Here is a 15200-nt window from a genome sequence, read left to right on the forward strand (position 1 = left end):
AGAACATGGTAAAGCGTTTTTTTCAGAACAGAACGGCAGTTTTTACAACATTTGCAGTTTTGCTCATTGCTCTTATTGGGATTTTTGCTCCGGTTATTGCCCCGAACGATCCCTATGAAACCAATATTATCAATAAGTTTGCTTCCTACAGCGTCCAGTACCCCCTTGGAACGGATCAGCTGGGTAGATGTGTGCTTTCCCGCATGATCTTTGGAATCCGCCCCACCTTGGGGCTGGCAGCTCTTACTATGGCAGGAACCATTGGGATTGGGGCAGTCCTGGGCATTATAGCCGGATATTTCAGAGGGATTGCAGAGGAGATTATTATGCGGATCGTAGATGTGATGCTCTCCTTTCCCAGCCAGATCATGGTATTTGCAGTGGTGGCCCTGCTGGGAATCAGTGTCCAGAATGTGATCATTGCCAATGTGTTTATAAAATGGGCCTGGTATGCCCGCATGATCCGTACCGGAGTTATGCAGTACAGGGATAAAAATTTTGTACAGTTTTCCAGGTGCGTAGGCATGCCAGAGCGTTTTATCCTGTTCCGTCATTTGCTGCCGTCCATCACTTCTGATCTGGCAGTTCTGGCTTCTCTGGACATTGGATGGGCGATTATTAACATCTCTACATTATCTTTTCTGGGACTGGGAGTTCAGGCACCCACACCAGAATGGGGCGCTATGTTAAATGAGGCTAAGGAGGTTCTGACCAGCAACCCAACTCAGATGCTTGCGCCAGGAATTGCAATCGTTGCCCTTGTGTGCTGCTTTAATCTGCTGGGAGATGCGATGCGGGACGTTCTTGATCCAAAGGAGGTGGCAAAGTGACACCAGTATTTGAATTGAATCATCTTCAGGTATCCCTGCGAGGCAAAAAAAGGAATACGGATTTAGTGAAAGACGTCTCTTTTTCGGTAAAGCAGGGGGAGTGCCTGGGAATTTTGGGGGAATCAGGAAGCGGAAAATCCATGTCAATTAAGGCAGCCATGGGGCTTCTTGATAAGAATTTTGTTGTTTCCGGAAGCGCGAAATTTCAGGGAGATGAGCTGGTTGGGAAAAATGCAGAGCAGCTGCGCAGGCTGAGAGGCGGGCAGGTTGGAATCGTACTGCAAAATCCCATGACCTGTTTCGATCCTCTGTACCGTATCGGAAACCAGATTGCAGAAACATTTGCAGCTCATCAAAAATGGGATGCCGGAGAAATAAAAGAGAGATCCATTGAAATGTTAGATAAAATGCAGATCCGAAATCCAGAGGAGGCACTGGAAAAATATCCACACCAGCTTTCCGGCGGAATGCTGCAGCGTATTATGATTGGAATTGCCATGTCCATGGAGCCGTCTCTGCTGATTGCAGATGAGCCTACCACTGCAATCGATGCTATTACACAGTTTGATATTTTAAATGAATTTGCAGTCATTAAACAAAAGCATAAGACCGCGATGATCTTTATTTCTCACGACCTTAATGCTGTTTCGCAGATAGCAGATAAAATTGTGGTTCTGAACCAGGGAACAGTAGTGGATCAGGGGGATTTCCATCACATTATCCACCATGCGGCAGATCCGTATACAAGGCTGTTGATTGAAAAACGGACGGATGTTATGAGAAAATACAGACAGGCGCTGGAAGGAGGAGAGTGCAGTCATGCTCAAGCTGGATAAGATATGCGTCAGCTTCCGCAGGGAATGCCAGGACAAGCTGTTTGGACATACAAAACAGCAGGTTTTATTTGATGTATCAGCGGAGGTGAAAAAAGGAACCTGCCTGGGGATTCTGGGAGAATCCGGAAGTGGAAAATCTACTATGGGCAGGGTGTTATGCGGACTTTTAAAACCGGATTCGGGAACCGTATTCCTCAATGGAGTTTCCGTATACGGTTCAAAACAGGGACGTAAGAATCTGCAGGATCGGTTAAGTATTGTTTTTCAGGACTATACAACCTCAGCCAATCCCCGTTTCAGAGTGGCGGATATTTTGAAGGAAGGCCTCTTTGTCCGTCAAAGACGAGAGAGGAAAAAGCTGAATCAGGAAAAGGAGATCCGCCGGCTGCTTGAGCTGGTAGGCCTGTCCTATGACTTTGCCGGTCGGTTTCCCCATGAACTGTCAGGAGGCCAGCTTCAGCGGATCTGCATTGCCCGGGCGGTTGCGTGTAATCCGGAGTTGATCTTATTTGATGAGGCGATTTCCTCACTAGATGCCCATACCCAGGTTCAGATCATGGATCTTTTGCTTGATTTAAAGGAAAAGCTTGGATTGACCTATATTTTCATTACCCATGATCTTACATCTATAACCTATCTTTGTGATGATGTGCTGTTTTTGTACCAGGGAAGGGTGACAGAGTATCTTCCGGTAAAGCAGCTAAGCGAAGCAAAGGATATCTATGCCAGAAAGCTTTTAGAATCTATTATCGTTTTTGACACAGAGGAGGCATCATGATCGTTTGCGGATACGAGATACAGGCGGGGGAAAAGAAACATATAAAAATTCCCGTCTTACAGGCGGAGGCAATGGAGGGAATTTGTATCTGTGGAAAAAATCAGGGGAAAACTCTGGTCATAACGGCAGGAGTTCACGGCTGCGAGTATGTGGGGATAGAAGCAGCGAAGCGAATGGCTGAGTTTCTTGACCCCATGGAATTGGCGGGAAACGTGATATTGATCCCTCTCGTAAACAGATGCGGATTTTTTGACGGCAGAAAGCAGGTGGTTCCGGAGGATGAAAAAAATTTAAACAGGGTTTTCCCTGGAAAATCGAATGGAACGATTTCTGAACGGATTGCTTATACCATGGAAGAATATATATATCCCTGTGCAGATTTTCTGATTGATCTTCACAGCGGAGACAGCAATGAAGATTTGATTCCTCTTGTTTTTTATCCCACAAAGGGAGAGAAGGCGGTTAATGATAAAGCATTACAGGCAGCCAAAGTATTATCCGTACCTTACAGGGTAAGCTCTCAGGCGAAAAATGGATTATACAGCTGGGCCGTACAGAAGGGGATTCCGTCTCTTTTGATCGAACGGGGTTCAGGCGGTCTGTGGTCGGAGAATGAAGTGGAGCGGTGTATGGAGGATATGCACCGCATTATGGCATTTCTTGGGATAAAACAGGGTTCATATGAAAAAACATCGCAGGCAGATATAAAAGAAGCCGTTTATGAGGAGGCAGTCTCTGACGGTTTTTGGTATCCCTCTATTACAGCGGGGAAGCGGGTATGCTGTGGAGAAAAGTTTGGGGTTTTTGAAGCTTATGCGGATGGGAAACGAACGGAGCTTTGTGCAAAATTCGATGGAGTTGTCTTGTATCATACGACAGCGTTGGGAGTAAGGGCTGGCGAGGCATTGGCTGCATATGGGAAGATATAAGTGCAGAAGGATGTTGCGATCGGGTGTGCAGTTTTTATATCTGCACACCCTGTTTTATGGATGGTGCGCCTAGCGGCGCACGTTTCTAACGGGTTAAAGTCCCGAATCCGCCCGGTAGTGGGAAGGATATAGCCGAAGGCAAGGGTGTCCATCGTGAGGTGGGATCTGAAGGAAGCTGGATGTGAGGGACATACTAACTCACGGGCAAATCTCTGGTCTGATGAACAGAAATCTCATATGAGGTCATGCATGAGGGTAAGGCTGCCATCCAAGTCGAAGCCCAATAACTACACGGAATCATGCATGATAGATGAGGCAGATGGATGGAGAGGAAGAAACGTGTGGTACCTAGGGAGGTCTGTGCGGCACGCCTTGAAAGAGGTAACCATTACATAAAGCAATGCTGAACGCACAGAAGTCAGCAGAGGTCATAGTAGCCGAGAGGTGAAGGACCGAATCAGTAGGAGTCTTGAGTATGACCGAGAAAGGAGGAATGACCGTCTATGGCAGAAAATATTGAAAACAATGGCCGTTCGCAAAGAGATAATGCGGAACATGAAGGGTATGTGAAAGCGTCTAGGTCATTCAATCGGATATGGAAAGAAAGAGACAGTGCACAGCCGAGACTTTTGGAAGCGATACTGTATAAAGACAACTTTAACAGAGCGTATAAGAGAGTTAAGGCAAACAAGGGAGCGCCAGGAATTGCTGGCATGACCATTGAGGAGGCTCTTCCATATTTAAAGGAACATCAACGAGAGATAACCGACCGCATTTATCGTGGAAAGTATACTCCGTCTCCAGTAAGACGAGTTGAGATTCCCAAATCAGATGGTGGTGTGCGAAAGCTTGGCATACCAACAGTGCTAGACCGTACACTTCAACAGGCAATAACCCAACAGTTAGTGCCAATCTATGAACCACTGTTTGCAGAGGGTAGCTATGGCTATCGTCCGAACAGAAGTGCAAAAGAGGCAAGTGCCGTTTGGTAATGGAAATCGGGGCTTTCTCAATCTCGCTGGCCCACACCGAGCGGATTCCGCACCGGGAGGCAGCAAGGGGAAAGACCCCGATCCCGTCAAACAGACTTCCCAGCTTAATGTCAGGCATTTCTGCCATGTCCTTTTACTGCCAGGACGCCCTCTAAAGTCGTTGCCGCAATGCCAAGCCTTCCGGCAACTGCAATATCGTTTTTCACATCTTCATCCACTGTTTCCCCGCAGACAATCAGCGTATGGGAACGGCGGAGCATATCCCGGGCCATGTCAATCCCGGCTTTGTGTTCCTCGGGTACGCTGTCGTCTAAAAACAGCGGAAGGTAGATCAGCGGACAGATGGGAGAAAATCCCGCCTCATAAGCAAGGCGGCAGTAGCCCGCCGCCAGTTCCATGTCGATTTCCGGTTGTCCGCTCCATGCGGCAGTCAGATATGCTAAGGGTCGTTTCATTGAATAACCTCCGTTTCTTCTTATATAGAATGGGTATCAGCAAGGTTCGCCTTTCCCCTCCGCCCCTTTCCCCGGAAAGGGGGACGGCTCTGGAGAATTTATATCCCCGTCGCTTGACTGTGTAAAAGCATAACCGGGAAAAATCCGTCAAGGGTGCCGTATGGCACCCTTGACGGATTTTCCCGGCTATGCTAAGGGATAACTGGCGACGGGGAATAACATTTTATATGTTTTTATCACCGGAGGAGATTACACTCTGTCTTCCAGAGATGATGGAATCCATGCAGATGACGGAGCTGCCATTTCCGGAGGCAGTATTAAGATTTCAGAAAGCTGCGAAGGAATAGAAGGTTTGACGATCGATATTACAGGAGGACAGATCGATATTACAGCATCTGACGACGGTGTGAATGCTGCCGGAGGCAGAGACGGAAGCAGTATGGAAAAAGGAAAAGATCCGTTTGTATCTATGGAAGGAGCCTATATTTCAATTTCAGGCGGCAGCCTGAGAATCAACGCGTCAGGAGATGGGATTAGTTCATTGGATTATAATGGAAAAGCAGTGGTCACAGGAGGAATTTTTGCTTCATCAGGCGCATCCGGTATGGCACAAAACTTTGATCCATCTTCTACCCAGGGGATAATAATGGTTACTTTGAATCCGCAGGAAGCCGGAACGCAGATCGCCCTGAAAAACAGTGACGGCACAGAGCTTTTATCCTGGAAAGCAGAAAAAGAATATTCATCTGTCCTCATTAGCAGCCCGGATATCAGACAGGGAGAAAGCTATTCATTAACAGCCGGTACGGAGGAGAAAACGATTACTATGGACAGTCTTGTTTACGGCACCGATATTCCTGAAAACGGAAAGGCTCCCGTTGGCAGTGAGATACCTAAAGGCGGTAGGGGGCCTGAGAACGGCGAAGTTCCCACAGGCGGGAGGGCGCCCATGGAAAGGGAACCGGCGGAGAATGGTAAAAGACCCGGAGAAATGGACAATAAACCGGGAATGGGAGAAAAAACCGATAATGAAAATAAAAAAGAAATCCAGTAAATGTGTGGGATGTATAGTTGACACAGGAAGAATATTACGGCAGCCTTCTGAAAAAATGAAAGAAATATTTAGAGCAGCTGGCAGGACAATACCCTGTCTGTGAAACAGAAGATGGTATTCATCCGATGGGGAAGCAGCCATTAAGGGGATTTCATAGAGAAAAAATTAGTAAGATTTACACGGAATGAACTGCAGAGGTTGACAGCAGAAATTCAGATCCTATCGTAAAAAAGGAAACTGCGGTCATTTTCATGACCGCAGCCTATGAAGACATACTCCCGGGAGGTTCCCGCTTTATCAATAACCTACAATGTTTTTTTTTGTTCATCCTCTTCCTGACCTGGATCGTCTCCATGCTTTAACACCCTTGCCATCAGCGCCATAGCATAAAACAGGACGGAAAAGAAGAGGATCGAAAAAGCCACAGCCATCAGTGTATTTTTGGAAGCCCCGGTAAGAGCCAGAATAAAAAACAGGAGAACAAGCCCTGCAAGGAGAAGGACTCCAAGAAGAGCCAGAATACGTTTTAATTTCATTCCTCTGCCAGCGCCTCCCATAATTCGTAAAGTTTTTCCAGTTTTTCACTGATGGAATCCTTTTCTTTGTTCAGCTCCATCAGTCTGGACACATCGGTATAGACTTCTTCCAACGCCAGCAGCTCATTGATCTCGCTGTCTCTTGTTTCTAACTGGTGGATGGCGTCTTCGGTCTTTTTAAGTTCATTCTGACGTTTGCGGATCCTGGCCTGCTCTTCCTTCTGAGCTTTCCAGTCAAGCTTGGCCCCTGTATCTGAAGCAGAAGAGGAGGCAGCGGTACCGGAAGAAGCTCCCGTTCCGGCATCAGCCGGACGGCCTAAAGCTGATTTTGGAGCCTCAGAGCCTCGTCCTGCAAAAAATGCAGCCTCCACATCCTCCTTTTTCTCCAGATAATAATCATAATTGCCAATATAATTTACAAAGGACTGTCCGGTCAGATCCAGAATCCGGGTAGCGGTGCGGTTGATGAAATAGCGGTCATGGGACACGTAAAGCACCGTTCCTGTATATCGGTTTAATGCACTTTCCAGAATCTCCTTTGAGGTAATGTCCAGATGGTTGGTGGGCTCGTCAAGGAGCAGGAAATTGGCGTCAGAAAGCATAAGCTTTGCAAGTGAAACGCGACCCCGTTCGCCGCCGCTTAAATCCTTGATCAGCTTAAACACATCATCACCGGTAAAGAGGAAAGAAGCAAGGGTATTGCGGATCTGAGTGTTGTTCATATTGGGATAGGTATCCTGGATTTCCTGAAACAGGGTTTTATCCATGTGGAGGACCTGATGCTCCTGATCGTAGTAGCCGATATGAACCTTGGCGCCCAGGCGGATTTCTCCGGCATCAGCAGGGATCAGGCCGTTTATGATCTTAAGAAGCGTGGTCTTTCCGGTACCGTTATTTCCGATAACCGCAATCCGTTCCCCACGTTTGATTTCAAAGCTGCCATGTGTAAATAATGTCTGAGTATCAAAGGACTTGCTTAAGTCTGTGACGGTGAGTACATCATTTCCGCTGACTACGTCCGGTTCCAGACGGATATCCATGGAATCGTTGATTTCCACTGGCTTTTCCAGACGCTCGATTTTATCCAGCATCTTTTCCCGGCTTTCTGCCCTTCGGATGGATTTTTCACGGTTAAATGATTTTAATTTGGCAATGACCGCTTCCTGATGGCGGATTTCCTGCTGCTGATTTAAGTAAGCACGGATCTGTGCGTCTCTGAGCATGGCTTTTTTATCGCTGTAGGCGGAGTAATTGCCGGAAAACACAGTGGCGGTGCCATTGTCCAGCTCGATGACCTTTGTAACCACACGGTCCAGGAAATACCGGTCGTGGGCCACGATGATCACGCTTCCTGAATAGCCCTTTAAATAGGTTTCCAGCCATGCAATGGACTCCATATCCAGATGGTTGGTAGGCTCGTCCAGAAGAAGGATATCGGGTTTGGTTAAGAGGAGCTTGCCTAAGGATACACGGGTTTTCTGGCCGCCGGAGAGCGCCTGGATGGGCTTTGAAAATTCATCCTCTGAAAATCCCAGACCCTTTAATACCCCCGTAATTTCACTGCGGCAGGCGTAGCCGTTTTCCAGCTCGAACGCGTGGTTTAAGCGGCTGTATTCGGAAAGCATAGCCTCCAGTTCTTCACCGGAGGCAGATTTCATGGACTGTTCAAGGTTTCGCAGACGCTCCTCCATTTCAAGGATAGGCCGCTTTACCTCTAAAAGAGCGTCATAAATGGTCTCAGCGCCCTCCAGATCCTGATGCTGGGCCAGATATCCGATGGAAGCGCCCTTGGCCCAGGTTACACTTCCCTCATCTGGTGCCAGATCACCGATGATGATCTTTAAAAGAGTGGATTTTCCCGCGCCGTTAATCCCTACGACAGCGGCTTTTTCATGTTCCTCTATATGAAATGAGACCCGTTTGAGGATATGGTTATCTCCAAAGGACCGGCTGATGTTGCTGCATGACAGGATCATTTCAAAACTCCTTTTTTAGCATAAATTCTATGTTTTTTGCATAATATGCACCAATCAGTATAATATAGGAACATATTTTTTTCAAGAACATCCTGAAAGTGATTTGACATTTTTTTAACGCCCGATTATAATAGAAAGCATTAGATTGAATCATATAAGGAGAGGGTGGCACAGGATGGAACGCAAGGAAATATCGAAAGCGGTTATTTCGAGACTGCCCCGCTATTACCGCTATCTGGGGGAGCTGATTGAAGAAGAAGTGGAGCGTATCTCTTCCAATGAACTGAGCAACCGCATGAAGGTTACAGCTTCTCAGATCCGCCAGGATCTGAATAATTTCGGCGGCTTCGGACAGCAGGGCTATGGCTATAATGTAAAATATCTGTACTCGGAAATTGCAAAGATTCTGGGAATCGACCAGCAGCACAATCTGATCATCATCGGAGCCGGAAATCTGGGACAGGCAATCGCCAATTATACAAATTTTGAACGGAGAGGTTTTGTGATCAAAGGGATGTTTGATATCAATCCCAAGCTGATCGGTCTGGTGATCCGCGGGATTGAAATCCGGTCCGTGGACGATCTGGAAAGCTTTATAAAAGAGAATGAGATCCAGATCGCGGCTCTTACCATACCAAAGACAAAGGCTCCCGAGATTGCGGATCGTCTGGTAGCAGCAGGAATCAAGGCAATCTGGAATTTCGCCCATACGGATCTTGTTGTACCGGAGGATGTAGTTGTGGAAAATGTGCATCTGTCTGAAAGTCTGATGCGGCTGTCCTACCGGGTATGCAGTATGCTGGACCGGGATGAAAAAAACGAACGCACAGGAAGCAAGTAGGATGATACTGGGAGTTGGAACCGATCTGATCGAAATAAAGCGCATGGAAAAGGCCTGCAGGAGGCCTCATTTTGTCGCTCGCACATTTACGGAGACGGAAAGCCGGCAAGCGAAGGGGTCTGCCTCTAAGCTGGCCGGCTCTTTTGCTGTGAAGGAGGCCGTGGCAAAGATGTTCGGCACCGGGTTCCGGGGATTTATGCCCGGAGATATCGAGGTGCTTCGGGATGAGCTTGGAAAACCCTATGTCAATCTTTACGGCGGCGCTAAAAAGCGATCTGAGGAAATGGGGCTGACACAGATCCATGTGTCTATCTCCAATACAGAGGATTTTGCCATGGCATTTGCAGTGGGCGAAAAGGAAACGTCCGCAGAGAGGAGAACATGATATGAGAACCCTTCTGACAGGTAGAAAGATGAAAGCAGTGGATCATTACACCATCCATGAGGTCGGGATTCCTTCCCTGGTTTTAATGGAGCGGGCAGCTTTGGCGGTCGCAGACTGCGCATTAAAGGCAGCCCGAGCATTTGCCGCACACAGTCCGGTCTGGGCGCTGTGCGGTGTGGGAAATAATGGAGCGGATGCAGCGGCGGCAGCCCGGATGGTTTATTTAAAAGGACTTCCTGCAGTTATTTTTCTGGCCAGTTCAGAGGAAAAGGCGACAGAAGAATTAAAGCTCCAGCTTTCCATTGCCAGGAAGCTGGGGATACCTGTAAAAAAATGGGAACTTATGAAAGAGGAAGCAGAAAACTGCGGGATTCTTTTCGACGGCCTTTTCGGTGTGGGATTAAGCCGGGAAATCCAGGGAGAATACAGAGCCTGTATGGAGCTTGCAGCAGAGATTCTTAAAGGGAATGGAAAAACAAAGCCATGGTGCATTGCTGTCGATATTCCTTCCGGGATCCATTCCGGTACGGGAGCGGTGATGGGGATTGCTCTGAAAGCAGATGAAACCGTAGCCTTTGGCTGGGAGAAGATTGGAACTGCCGTATATCCGGGAAGGGACTATGCGGGAAATGTTACGGTTGCAGACATCGGTTTTCCTGAGGAGGCCTTAAGGGCAGAGCCGGAAGAGGAGGATCCGATCTCTATGGCGTATGCCTGCGAGGAAAGCGATTTAAACCGGGTACCGGAGCGGAAAGCCTATTCAAATAAAGGGACCTTTGGCCGCGTGCTGATCGCAGCAGGCTCTAAAAACATGAGCGGAGCAGCTTATCTTAGCGCTCTTGGAGCCTACAGGGCCGGAGCGGGACTTGTAAAAATCCTGACCGTGGAAGAAAACAGGACGGTTTTACAGACCCTTCTTCCGGAAGCCATTATTTCTTCTTATCGTCCGGAAGAGCTTTTAGGCGGGAGAGAGGATTTTAAGGAACGGATCGAGGCTGAGATGAACTGGGCAGATGTGGTGGTTTTAGGCCCTGGTCTTGGAAGCGAGCCTTATGTGGAATATCTGGTAGAGGATATCCTTACAAGCGCCTTTGTGCCTGTGATCATTGATGCGGACGGCTTAAATACCATTGCATCTCACCCCTATCTGACCTCCTACTATACGGAAAATATTGTGATCACTCCCCATTTGGGGGAAATGGCGCGGCTTACAAGCCAGAAAATCAGTGAAATTCAGGCCGATCTTCCGGCTGCGGCATTTTCCTATGCATCCCACTACGGGATTACCTGCGTTCTTAAAGATGCGGCAGCCGTGACCGCAGGAAAAGAGGGGACTTTATATATCAATACCAGCGGAAGCAGCGCTATGGCAAAGGCCGGATCCGGAGATGTGCTTACCGGCATCCTGGCCGGGCTGATGGCCCTGGGAATGGAGGAAGAGGAAGCAGCCGCTTTGGGCGTTTATATTCATGGGCTGGCAGGAGAGCGTGCAGCCGGAAATAAGCTTCACAGCCTGCTTGCATCAGAGATTGCTGAGGCAGCCGGGGCCTTTATGGATCGGCAGAAGGAGGAAATCAAAACAAAATGAGACCTTACAGCAGAGTATATGCAACGGTAAATCTGGATGCCGTTGTTTCTAATATGAAAGCTATGAGAGAGGCCCTTCCGGCCTCTACAGCCATTATGGGTGTCGTAAAGGCAGACGGCTACGGCCATGGAGCAGTTCCGGTGGCCTGGGCCATGGATCCGTATGTGGAAGGTTATGCGGTATCTAATATAGACGAAGGGATCAATCTGCGCCGCCATGGGATCCAAAAACCGATCCTGATTTTAGGTGTGACCCACAGACAGCGGTTTGAGGAGCTTTTGCAGTACAAGATCACCCCGGCTATGTTCCGTTTAAAAGAAGCCAAGGAATTATCCTGTCTGGCAAAGGAAAGAGGCCTTACGGCCAAAATCCATCTGGCCCTTGATACAGGCATGAGCCGGATCGGCATGGCTCCCAGCAGGGATGCTGCAAAGGAGGCAGCCGGGATGGCGTCCCTTCCGGGCATTGAAATCGAGGGGCTTTTTACCCATTTTGCAAGAGCAGATGAGACAGACAAGACCTTTTACAGGGAGCAGTATGACAAATATCTGGCTTTTTTAGGTTATCTGGAGGAATATGGGGTCAATATTCCCATCCGCCACTGTTCCAACAGCGCCGGGATCGTAGAAGATCTGGATTCAAACCATATGGATATGGTCCGTGCCGGAATCTGTATTTATGGTCTTTATCCATCGGATGAAGTGGATCGAAGCCGGATCCGACTGACGCCTATAATGGAAATTAAGAGCTTTATCACCTATATTAAGGAAATAGGACCAAAAACGCCAGTAAGCTACGGCAGCACCTTTGTATCAGATAAGACTATGCGGGTGGCAACCATTCCTACCGGATATGCGGACGGTTACAACCGCGCTTTGTCCAATAAAGGTTTTGTCCTTATCCGCGGAAAGCGGGCCAGGATCCTTGGCCGGATCTGCATGGATCAGTTTATGGTCGATGTGACGGATATCCCTGAGGCAAAAGAGGATGATGAGGTTACTTTGATCGGAAGGGATGGGGAAGAAGAGATCACAGTAGAAGAAATGGCTGCCTGCTCAGGTGGTTTCCACTATGAGATCATCTGCGATATTGGAAAGCGGGTGCCCCGAGTCTATATAAAAGACGGTGCGATTGCGGGAACAAAGGATTATTTTGATGACCGCTACGAAGGGTTTGAAGAGCCATAAGATATTTATAAGAGGTACAGACACGCTCCCTGGACTGTCCCCCTACATATGCTGATAGTGTATCAGTACATGGGAGGGGAAAGCTATGATCATCAGACGGGGAGATATCTTTTATGCGGATCTTCGCCCGGTTGTGGGCTCTGAACAGGGAGGTGTGCGTCCGGTGCTGATCATTCAGAATGATGTGGGAAACCGACATAGTCCTACGGTAATCTGTGCGGCGATCACCTCCCGTATGAATAAGGCAAAACTGCCTACTCATGTAGAGCTGAAAGCCAGAAACCGGAGTCTGGTCAGGGATTCTGTCATTTTACTGGAGCAGGTACGCACCATTGATAAACAGCGGCTGAGAGAAAAAATCTGTCATATTGACGGGGAAATGATGAGACGGGTAGATGAGGCTATGCGGATCAGCCTGGAGCTGGGAATGAGAGAAAGGAGTTTTTGAATTTACTATGGAGGATGGAAGCTGGGGGCCTGGAAAAAAGCTTTTTGCAGCTTTAAGGCGCTTTGGGATCAAGTTACACGGTTATGAGGATGTAACGGAAGAAGATATTATGACCATGGTCAATGAAGGCCATGAGCAGGGGGTGCTGGAAGCAGATGAAACAGAAATGATATCCAATATTTTCCAGCTTGGTGACACAACGGCAGAAGATATTATGACTCACCGAACCGGGATCACGGCTCTTGACGGTTCCATGAAGCTGGAGGCTGCCCTTGATTTTATGCTGGATGAGGGCATAAATACACGGTATCCCGTATATGGCGAGGATATGGATGATATTATCGGGATCCTTCATCTGAGAGATGCGGCCATGCTGGCCCGCAAAGCAGAATTCAGGGAACAGGAAATCCGTAAAGTGCCGGGACTTTTAAGAGAGGCGGCTTTTATCCCTGAGACAAAAAAGATTGATTCTCTTTTTAAAGAAATGCAGTCGGAAAAGATCCATATGGAAATCGTGGTAGACGAGTATGGACAAACCGCAGGCCTGGTGACCATGGAGGACATTTTAGAAGAAATCGTGGGGAACATCATGGATGAATATGACGAGGAAGAGCACTATATGACCGAAAGAGAGGACGGTTCCTGGCTTATCAGCGGACTGGCTCCCTTTGATGAGGTTTCAGAGGCGCTAAAACTCAGCCTGGGAGAGGACGAGGAGGAGTACGATACATTAAACGGTTTTCTTACATCCCGGTTAGACCGGATTCCGGCAGAGGGCGAAAAGCCCTCCATCGACCAGTCCGGCTGGCATTTTCAGGTGTTAACGATCGGAAATAAGAAAATTGAAAGCGTACTTGCAAAAAAACTGCTGGAAGACAGGAAAAACAGAATGAACGAGGAAGGAATGGAAACGAACGATGAGACAGCTGATGATCCGCACGGGAGAAATGCTCCGTGACCGGAGATTTCTTAAAAAAGCGCTGATGATCGCATGCCCTGTGGCACTGCAGGGTATGCTTAATACAGTAGTAAATATGGTAGATACTCTGATGATCGGAGGCCTTGGCTCCAGCGCCATTGCCGCCGTGGGACTTGCAAATAAGTATTTTTTTGTATTTTCACTGCTGGTATTCGGCATTGTCAGCGGAGCCGGTATTTTAGCGGCCCAGTACTGGGGTAATGGAGATGTAAAGAGCATACGGAAAGTATTGGGCTTATCCATTCTCCTGGCCGCAGCCGGAGCACTTGTATTTGTGCTCCCGGGATTGATCTGGCCCCATCAGGTGATGCGGATCTTTACAACCAGTGAGAGCAGCATTGAACTGGGCATAAAATATCTTCGGATCGCCGTGCTCACATACCCTTTTATTGCCATGACAAATGTGTACGTCGCCATGCTGCGGGCTGTAAATAAGGTTGTATATCCTGTGGTATGCAGCTGTATTGCAATTGCTATCAATGTTGTTTTAAACTATGTGCTGATCTTTGGAAAATTCGGTGCTCCGCAGATGGGCGTGGCAGGCGCTGCCTGCGCGACTTTGATCGCCCGGTGCATTGAGGTCAGTCTTGTGCTCCTATATGTTTACGGCAAAAAGCTTCCTCTGGCCTGCGGCTTTAAAGGCCTGTTTGGATGGAGCAGGGATTTTATCCTCCGTTTCGCAGATACATCGGCTCCGGTTATTGCAAATGAATTTATGTGGGGACTGGGGACTACACTGTACTCTCTGGCATATGGCCGTATGGGAGATGACGCAGTGGCGGCCATTACCATTGCTACCACGATCCAGGATATTTTTGTAGTGCTGTTCCAGGGCTTAAGCGCGGCTACAGCCGTCATTCTTGGAAATGAACTTGGCGCGGGAAAGATAAAGAGAGCAGAAAAATATGCCACCCAGTTTTTTATCCTGCAGTTTATCATAACTATGGCAGCTGACCTTGTGATGGTGGCAGGACGGTGGCAGATCATCGGGATTTATACCATTACCCCTCAGGTAGCCATGGATGTAAATCTTTGCCTGCTGGTATTTGCCCTCTATATGCCTGCAAAAATGTTTAACTATGTAAATGTGGTAGGTGTTTTAAGAAGCGGCGGCGACACGAAAATGTGCCTCTTTTTGGACACCAGCGGCGTGTGGATCATCGGTGTTCCGCTGGCTTTTCTGGGAGCGCTTGTATGGCATCTTCCGATTTATCTGGTATACGCTCTGGTACTTTCTGAGGAAATCTATAAAATGATTTTGGGCTATTGGCGGTACCGTCAGAAAAAATGGCTAAGAAATCTGGCTTTGGATCTGTAAAAGACTGTCATTTTGGTTGAAAACCAGCCTTCTATCTGTTATAATCCTCTTATATATTTTTCGGGGGA

14 protein-coding genes and 3 pseudogenes are annotated in these 15200 nt (G+C 48.0%); 13 read left to right on the top strand and 4 right to left on the bottom strand.

All coding sequences use genetic code 11. From position 1 onward, the window contains the following. Nucleotides 1–5: 5 nt before the first annotated feature. The 5 genes and pseudogenes from opp1C to ACZM6M_RS11825 all read left to right on the top strand — a co-directional run. Nucleotides 6–830, top strand: a complete 825-nt coding sequence (gene opp1C, locus ACZM6M_RS11805) for a nickel/cobalt ABC transporter permease (protein WP_066548252.1) — start codon at nt 6–8, stop codon at nt 828–830. Continuing rightward, nucleotides 827–1666: an ABC transporter ATP-binding protein gene (locus ACZM6M_RS11810; RefSeq protein ID WP_417045375.1), complete on the top strand. Its 840-nt coding sequence runs from the start codon at nt 827–829 to the stop codon at nt 1664–1666. The genes opp1C and ACZM6M_RS11810 overlap by 4 nt, the downstream gene beginning before the upstream one ends. Next, nucleotides 1650–2444 carry an ABC transporter ATP-binding protein gene (locus tag ACZM6M_RS11815; protein ID WP_340276359.1) on the top strand — a complete coding sequence of 265 codons (795 nt, stop codon included), beginning with the start codon at nt 1650–1652 and terminating at the stop codon, nt 2442–2444. The genes ACZM6M_RS11810 and ACZM6M_RS11815 overlap by 17 nt, the downstream gene beginning before the upstream one ends. Further along, entirely contained in the window at nt 2441–3373 is a 933-nt protein-coding gene (locus ACZM6M_RS11820; RefSeq protein WP_418496645.1) for a M14 family metallopeptidase, read from the top strand. The genes ACZM6M_RS11815 and ACZM6M_RS11820 overlap by 4 nt, the downstream gene beginning before the upstream one ends. Before the next feature lie 503 nt (nt 3374–3876). After that, a pseudogene (locus ACZM6M_RS11825) lies at nt 3877–4350 on the top strand (group II intron reverse transcriptase/maturase); the annotation flags it as partial. Here the strand turns inward: ACZM6M_RS11825 and ACZM6M_RS11830 are convergent. After that, nucleotides 4346–4483: pseudogene (locus ACZM6M_RS11830) on the bottom strand (DNA cytosine methyltransferase); the annotation flags it as partial. The pseudogenes ACZM6M_RS11825 and ACZM6M_RS11830 overlap by 5 nt on opposite strands. Beyond that, nucleotides 4476–4820, bottom strand: a complete 345-nt coding sequence (locus ACZM6M_RS11835) for a DUF7768 domain-containing protein (RefSeq protein WP_337933566.1) — start codon at nt 4818–4820, stop codon at nt 4476–4478. The pseudogene ACZM6M_RS11830 and the gene ACZM6M_RS11835, both read right to left, overlap by 8 nt. Nucleotides 4821–5055: 235 nt before the next feature. Between ACZM6M_RS11835 and ACZM6M_RS11840 the strand changes: the two genes are divergently transcribed. Further along, nucleotides 5056–5874, top strand: a complete 819-nt coding sequence (locus tag ACZM6M_RS11840) for a hypothetical protein (protein WP_489490446.1) — start codon at nt 5056–5058, stop codon at nt 5872–5874. A gap of 305 nt (nt 5875–6179) precedes the next feature. Here ACZM6M_RS11840 and ACZM6M_RS11845 read toward each other — a convergent pair whose 3' ends face one another. Then, nucleotides 6180–6410, bottom strand: coding sequence for a hypothetical protein (locus ACZM6M_RS11845; RefSeq protein ID WP_418926452.1), 231 nt, complete (start codon nt 6408–6410; stop codon nt 6180–6182). Beyond that, on the bottom strand, nt 6407–8386 hold the full coding sequence (abc-f, locus tag ACZM6M_RS11850; protein ID WP_417046058.1) for a ribosomal protection-like ABC-F family protein: 1980 nt from the start codon (nt 8384–8386) through the stop codon (nt 6407–6409). The genes ACZM6M_RS11845 and abc-f overlap by 4 nt, the downstream gene beginning before the upstream one ends. Before the next feature lie 175 nt (nt 8387–8561). Between abc-f and ACZM6M_RS11855 the strand changes: the two genes are divergently transcribed. The 7 genes and pseudogenes from ACZM6M_RS11855 to ACZM6M_RS11885 all read left to right on the top strand — a co-directional run bounded on the left by ACZM6M_RS11855 (nt 8562) and on the right by ACZM6M_RS11885 (nt 15132). Beyond that, a complete protein-coding gene (locus ACZM6M_RS11855; protein ID WP_337933572.1) occupies nt 8562–9227 on the top strand; it encodes a redox-sensing transcriptional repressor Rex in 666 nt (221 codons plus the stop codon). A gap of 1 nt (nt 9228) precedes the next feature. Next, nucleotides 9229–9612: a holo-ACP synthase gene (gene acpS, locus ACZM6M_RS11860; RefSeq protein WP_066548279.1), complete on the top strand. Its 384-nt coding sequence runs from the start codon at nt 9229–9231 to the stop codon at nt 9610–9612. 1 nt (nt 9613) lies between these two features. Then, nucleotides 9614–11200 carry an NAD(P)H-hydrate dehydratase gene (locus ACZM6M_RS11865; RefSeq protein WP_296038976.1) on the top strand — a complete coding sequence of 529 codons (1587 nt, stop codon included), beginning with the start codon at nt 9614–9616 and terminating at the stop codon, nt 11198–11200. Next, on the top strand, nt 11197–12387 hold the full coding sequence (gene alr / locus ACZM6M_RS11870; protein ID WP_296038974.1) for an alanine racemase: 1191 nt from the start codon (nt 11197–11199) through the stop codon (nt 12385–12387). Before ACZM6M_RS11865 ends, alr begins: the two co-directional genes overlap by 4 nt. Nucleotides 12388–12472: 85 nt before the next feature. Continuing rightward, nucleotides 12473–12835 (top strand): type II toxin-antitoxin system PemK/MazF family toxin, encoded by a 363-nt coding sequence (locus ACZM6M_RS11875; protein ID WP_337434061.1) that lies wholly within the window; start codon nt 12473–12475, stop codon nt 12833–12835. Nucleotides 12836–12887: 52 nt separating this feature from the next. After that, nucleotides 12888–13793, top strand: a pseudogene (locus ACZM6M_RS11880) (hemolysin family protein); the annotation flags it as partial. Next, nucleotides 13753–15132 (top strand): MATE family efflux transporter, encoded by a 1380-nt coding sequence (locus tag ACZM6M_RS11885; protein WP_066548291.1) that lies wholly within the window; start codon nt 13753–13755, stop codon nt 15130–15132. The pseudogene ACZM6M_RS11880 and the gene ACZM6M_RS11885, both read left to right, overlap by 41 nt. Nucleotides 15133–15200 lie beyond the last annotated feature (68 nt).

This window comes from Enterocloster sp. (genome assembly GCF_057861365.1).

Excerpts from the sequence above, each read along its gene's own strand:
- ACZM6M_RS11855 (WP_337933572.1), top strand. The coding sequence starts at position 8,562 with ATGGAACGCAAGGAAATATCGAAAGCGGTTATTTCGAGACTGCCCCGC.
- acpS (WP_066548279.1), top strand. The coding sequence starts at position 9,229 with ATGATACTGGGAGTTGGAACCGATCTGATCGAAATAAAGCGCATGGAA.
- ACZM6M_RS11865 (WP_296038976.1), top strand. The coding sequence starts at position 9,614 with ATGAGAACCCTTCTGACAGGTAGAAAGATGAAAGCAGTGGATCATTAC.
- ACZM6M_RS11885 (WP_066548291.1), top strand. The coding sequence starts at position 13,753 with ATGAGACAGCTGATGATCCGCACGGGAGAAATGCTCCGTGACCGGAGA.
- ACZM6M_RS11820 (WP_418496645.1), top strand. The coding sequence starts at position 2,441 with ATGATCGTTTGCGGATACGAGATACAGGCGGGGGAAAAGAAACATATA.
- alr (WP_296038974.1), top strand. The coding sequence starts at position 11,197 with ATGAGACCTTACAGCAGAGTATATGCAACGGTAAATCTGGATGCCGTT.
- ACZM6M_RS11835 (WP_337933566.1), bottom strand. The coding sequence starts at position 4,820 with ATGAAACGACCCTTAGCATATCTGACTGCCGCATGGAGCGGACAACCG.
- opp1C (WP_066548252.1), top strand. The coding sequence starts at position 6 with ATGGTAAAGCGTTTTTTTCAGAACAGAACGGCAGTTTTTACAACATTT.
- abc-f (WP_417046058.1), bottom strand. The coding sequence starts at position 8,386 with ATGATCCTGTCATGCAGCAACATCAGCCGGTCCTTTGGAGATAACCAT.
- ACZM6M_RS11845 (WP_418926452.1), bottom strand. The coding sequence starts at position 6,410 with ATGAAATTAAAACGTATTCTGGCTCTTCTTGGAGTCCTTCTCCTTGCA.
- ACZM6M_RS11815 (WP_340276359.1), top strand. The coding sequence starts at position 1,650 with ATGCTCAAGCTGGATAAGATATGCGTCAGCTTCCGCAGGGAATGCCAG.
- ACZM6M_RS11875 (WP_337434061.1), top strand. The coding sequence starts at position 12,473 with ATGATCATCAGACGGGGAGATATCTTTTATGCGGATCTTCGCCCGGTT.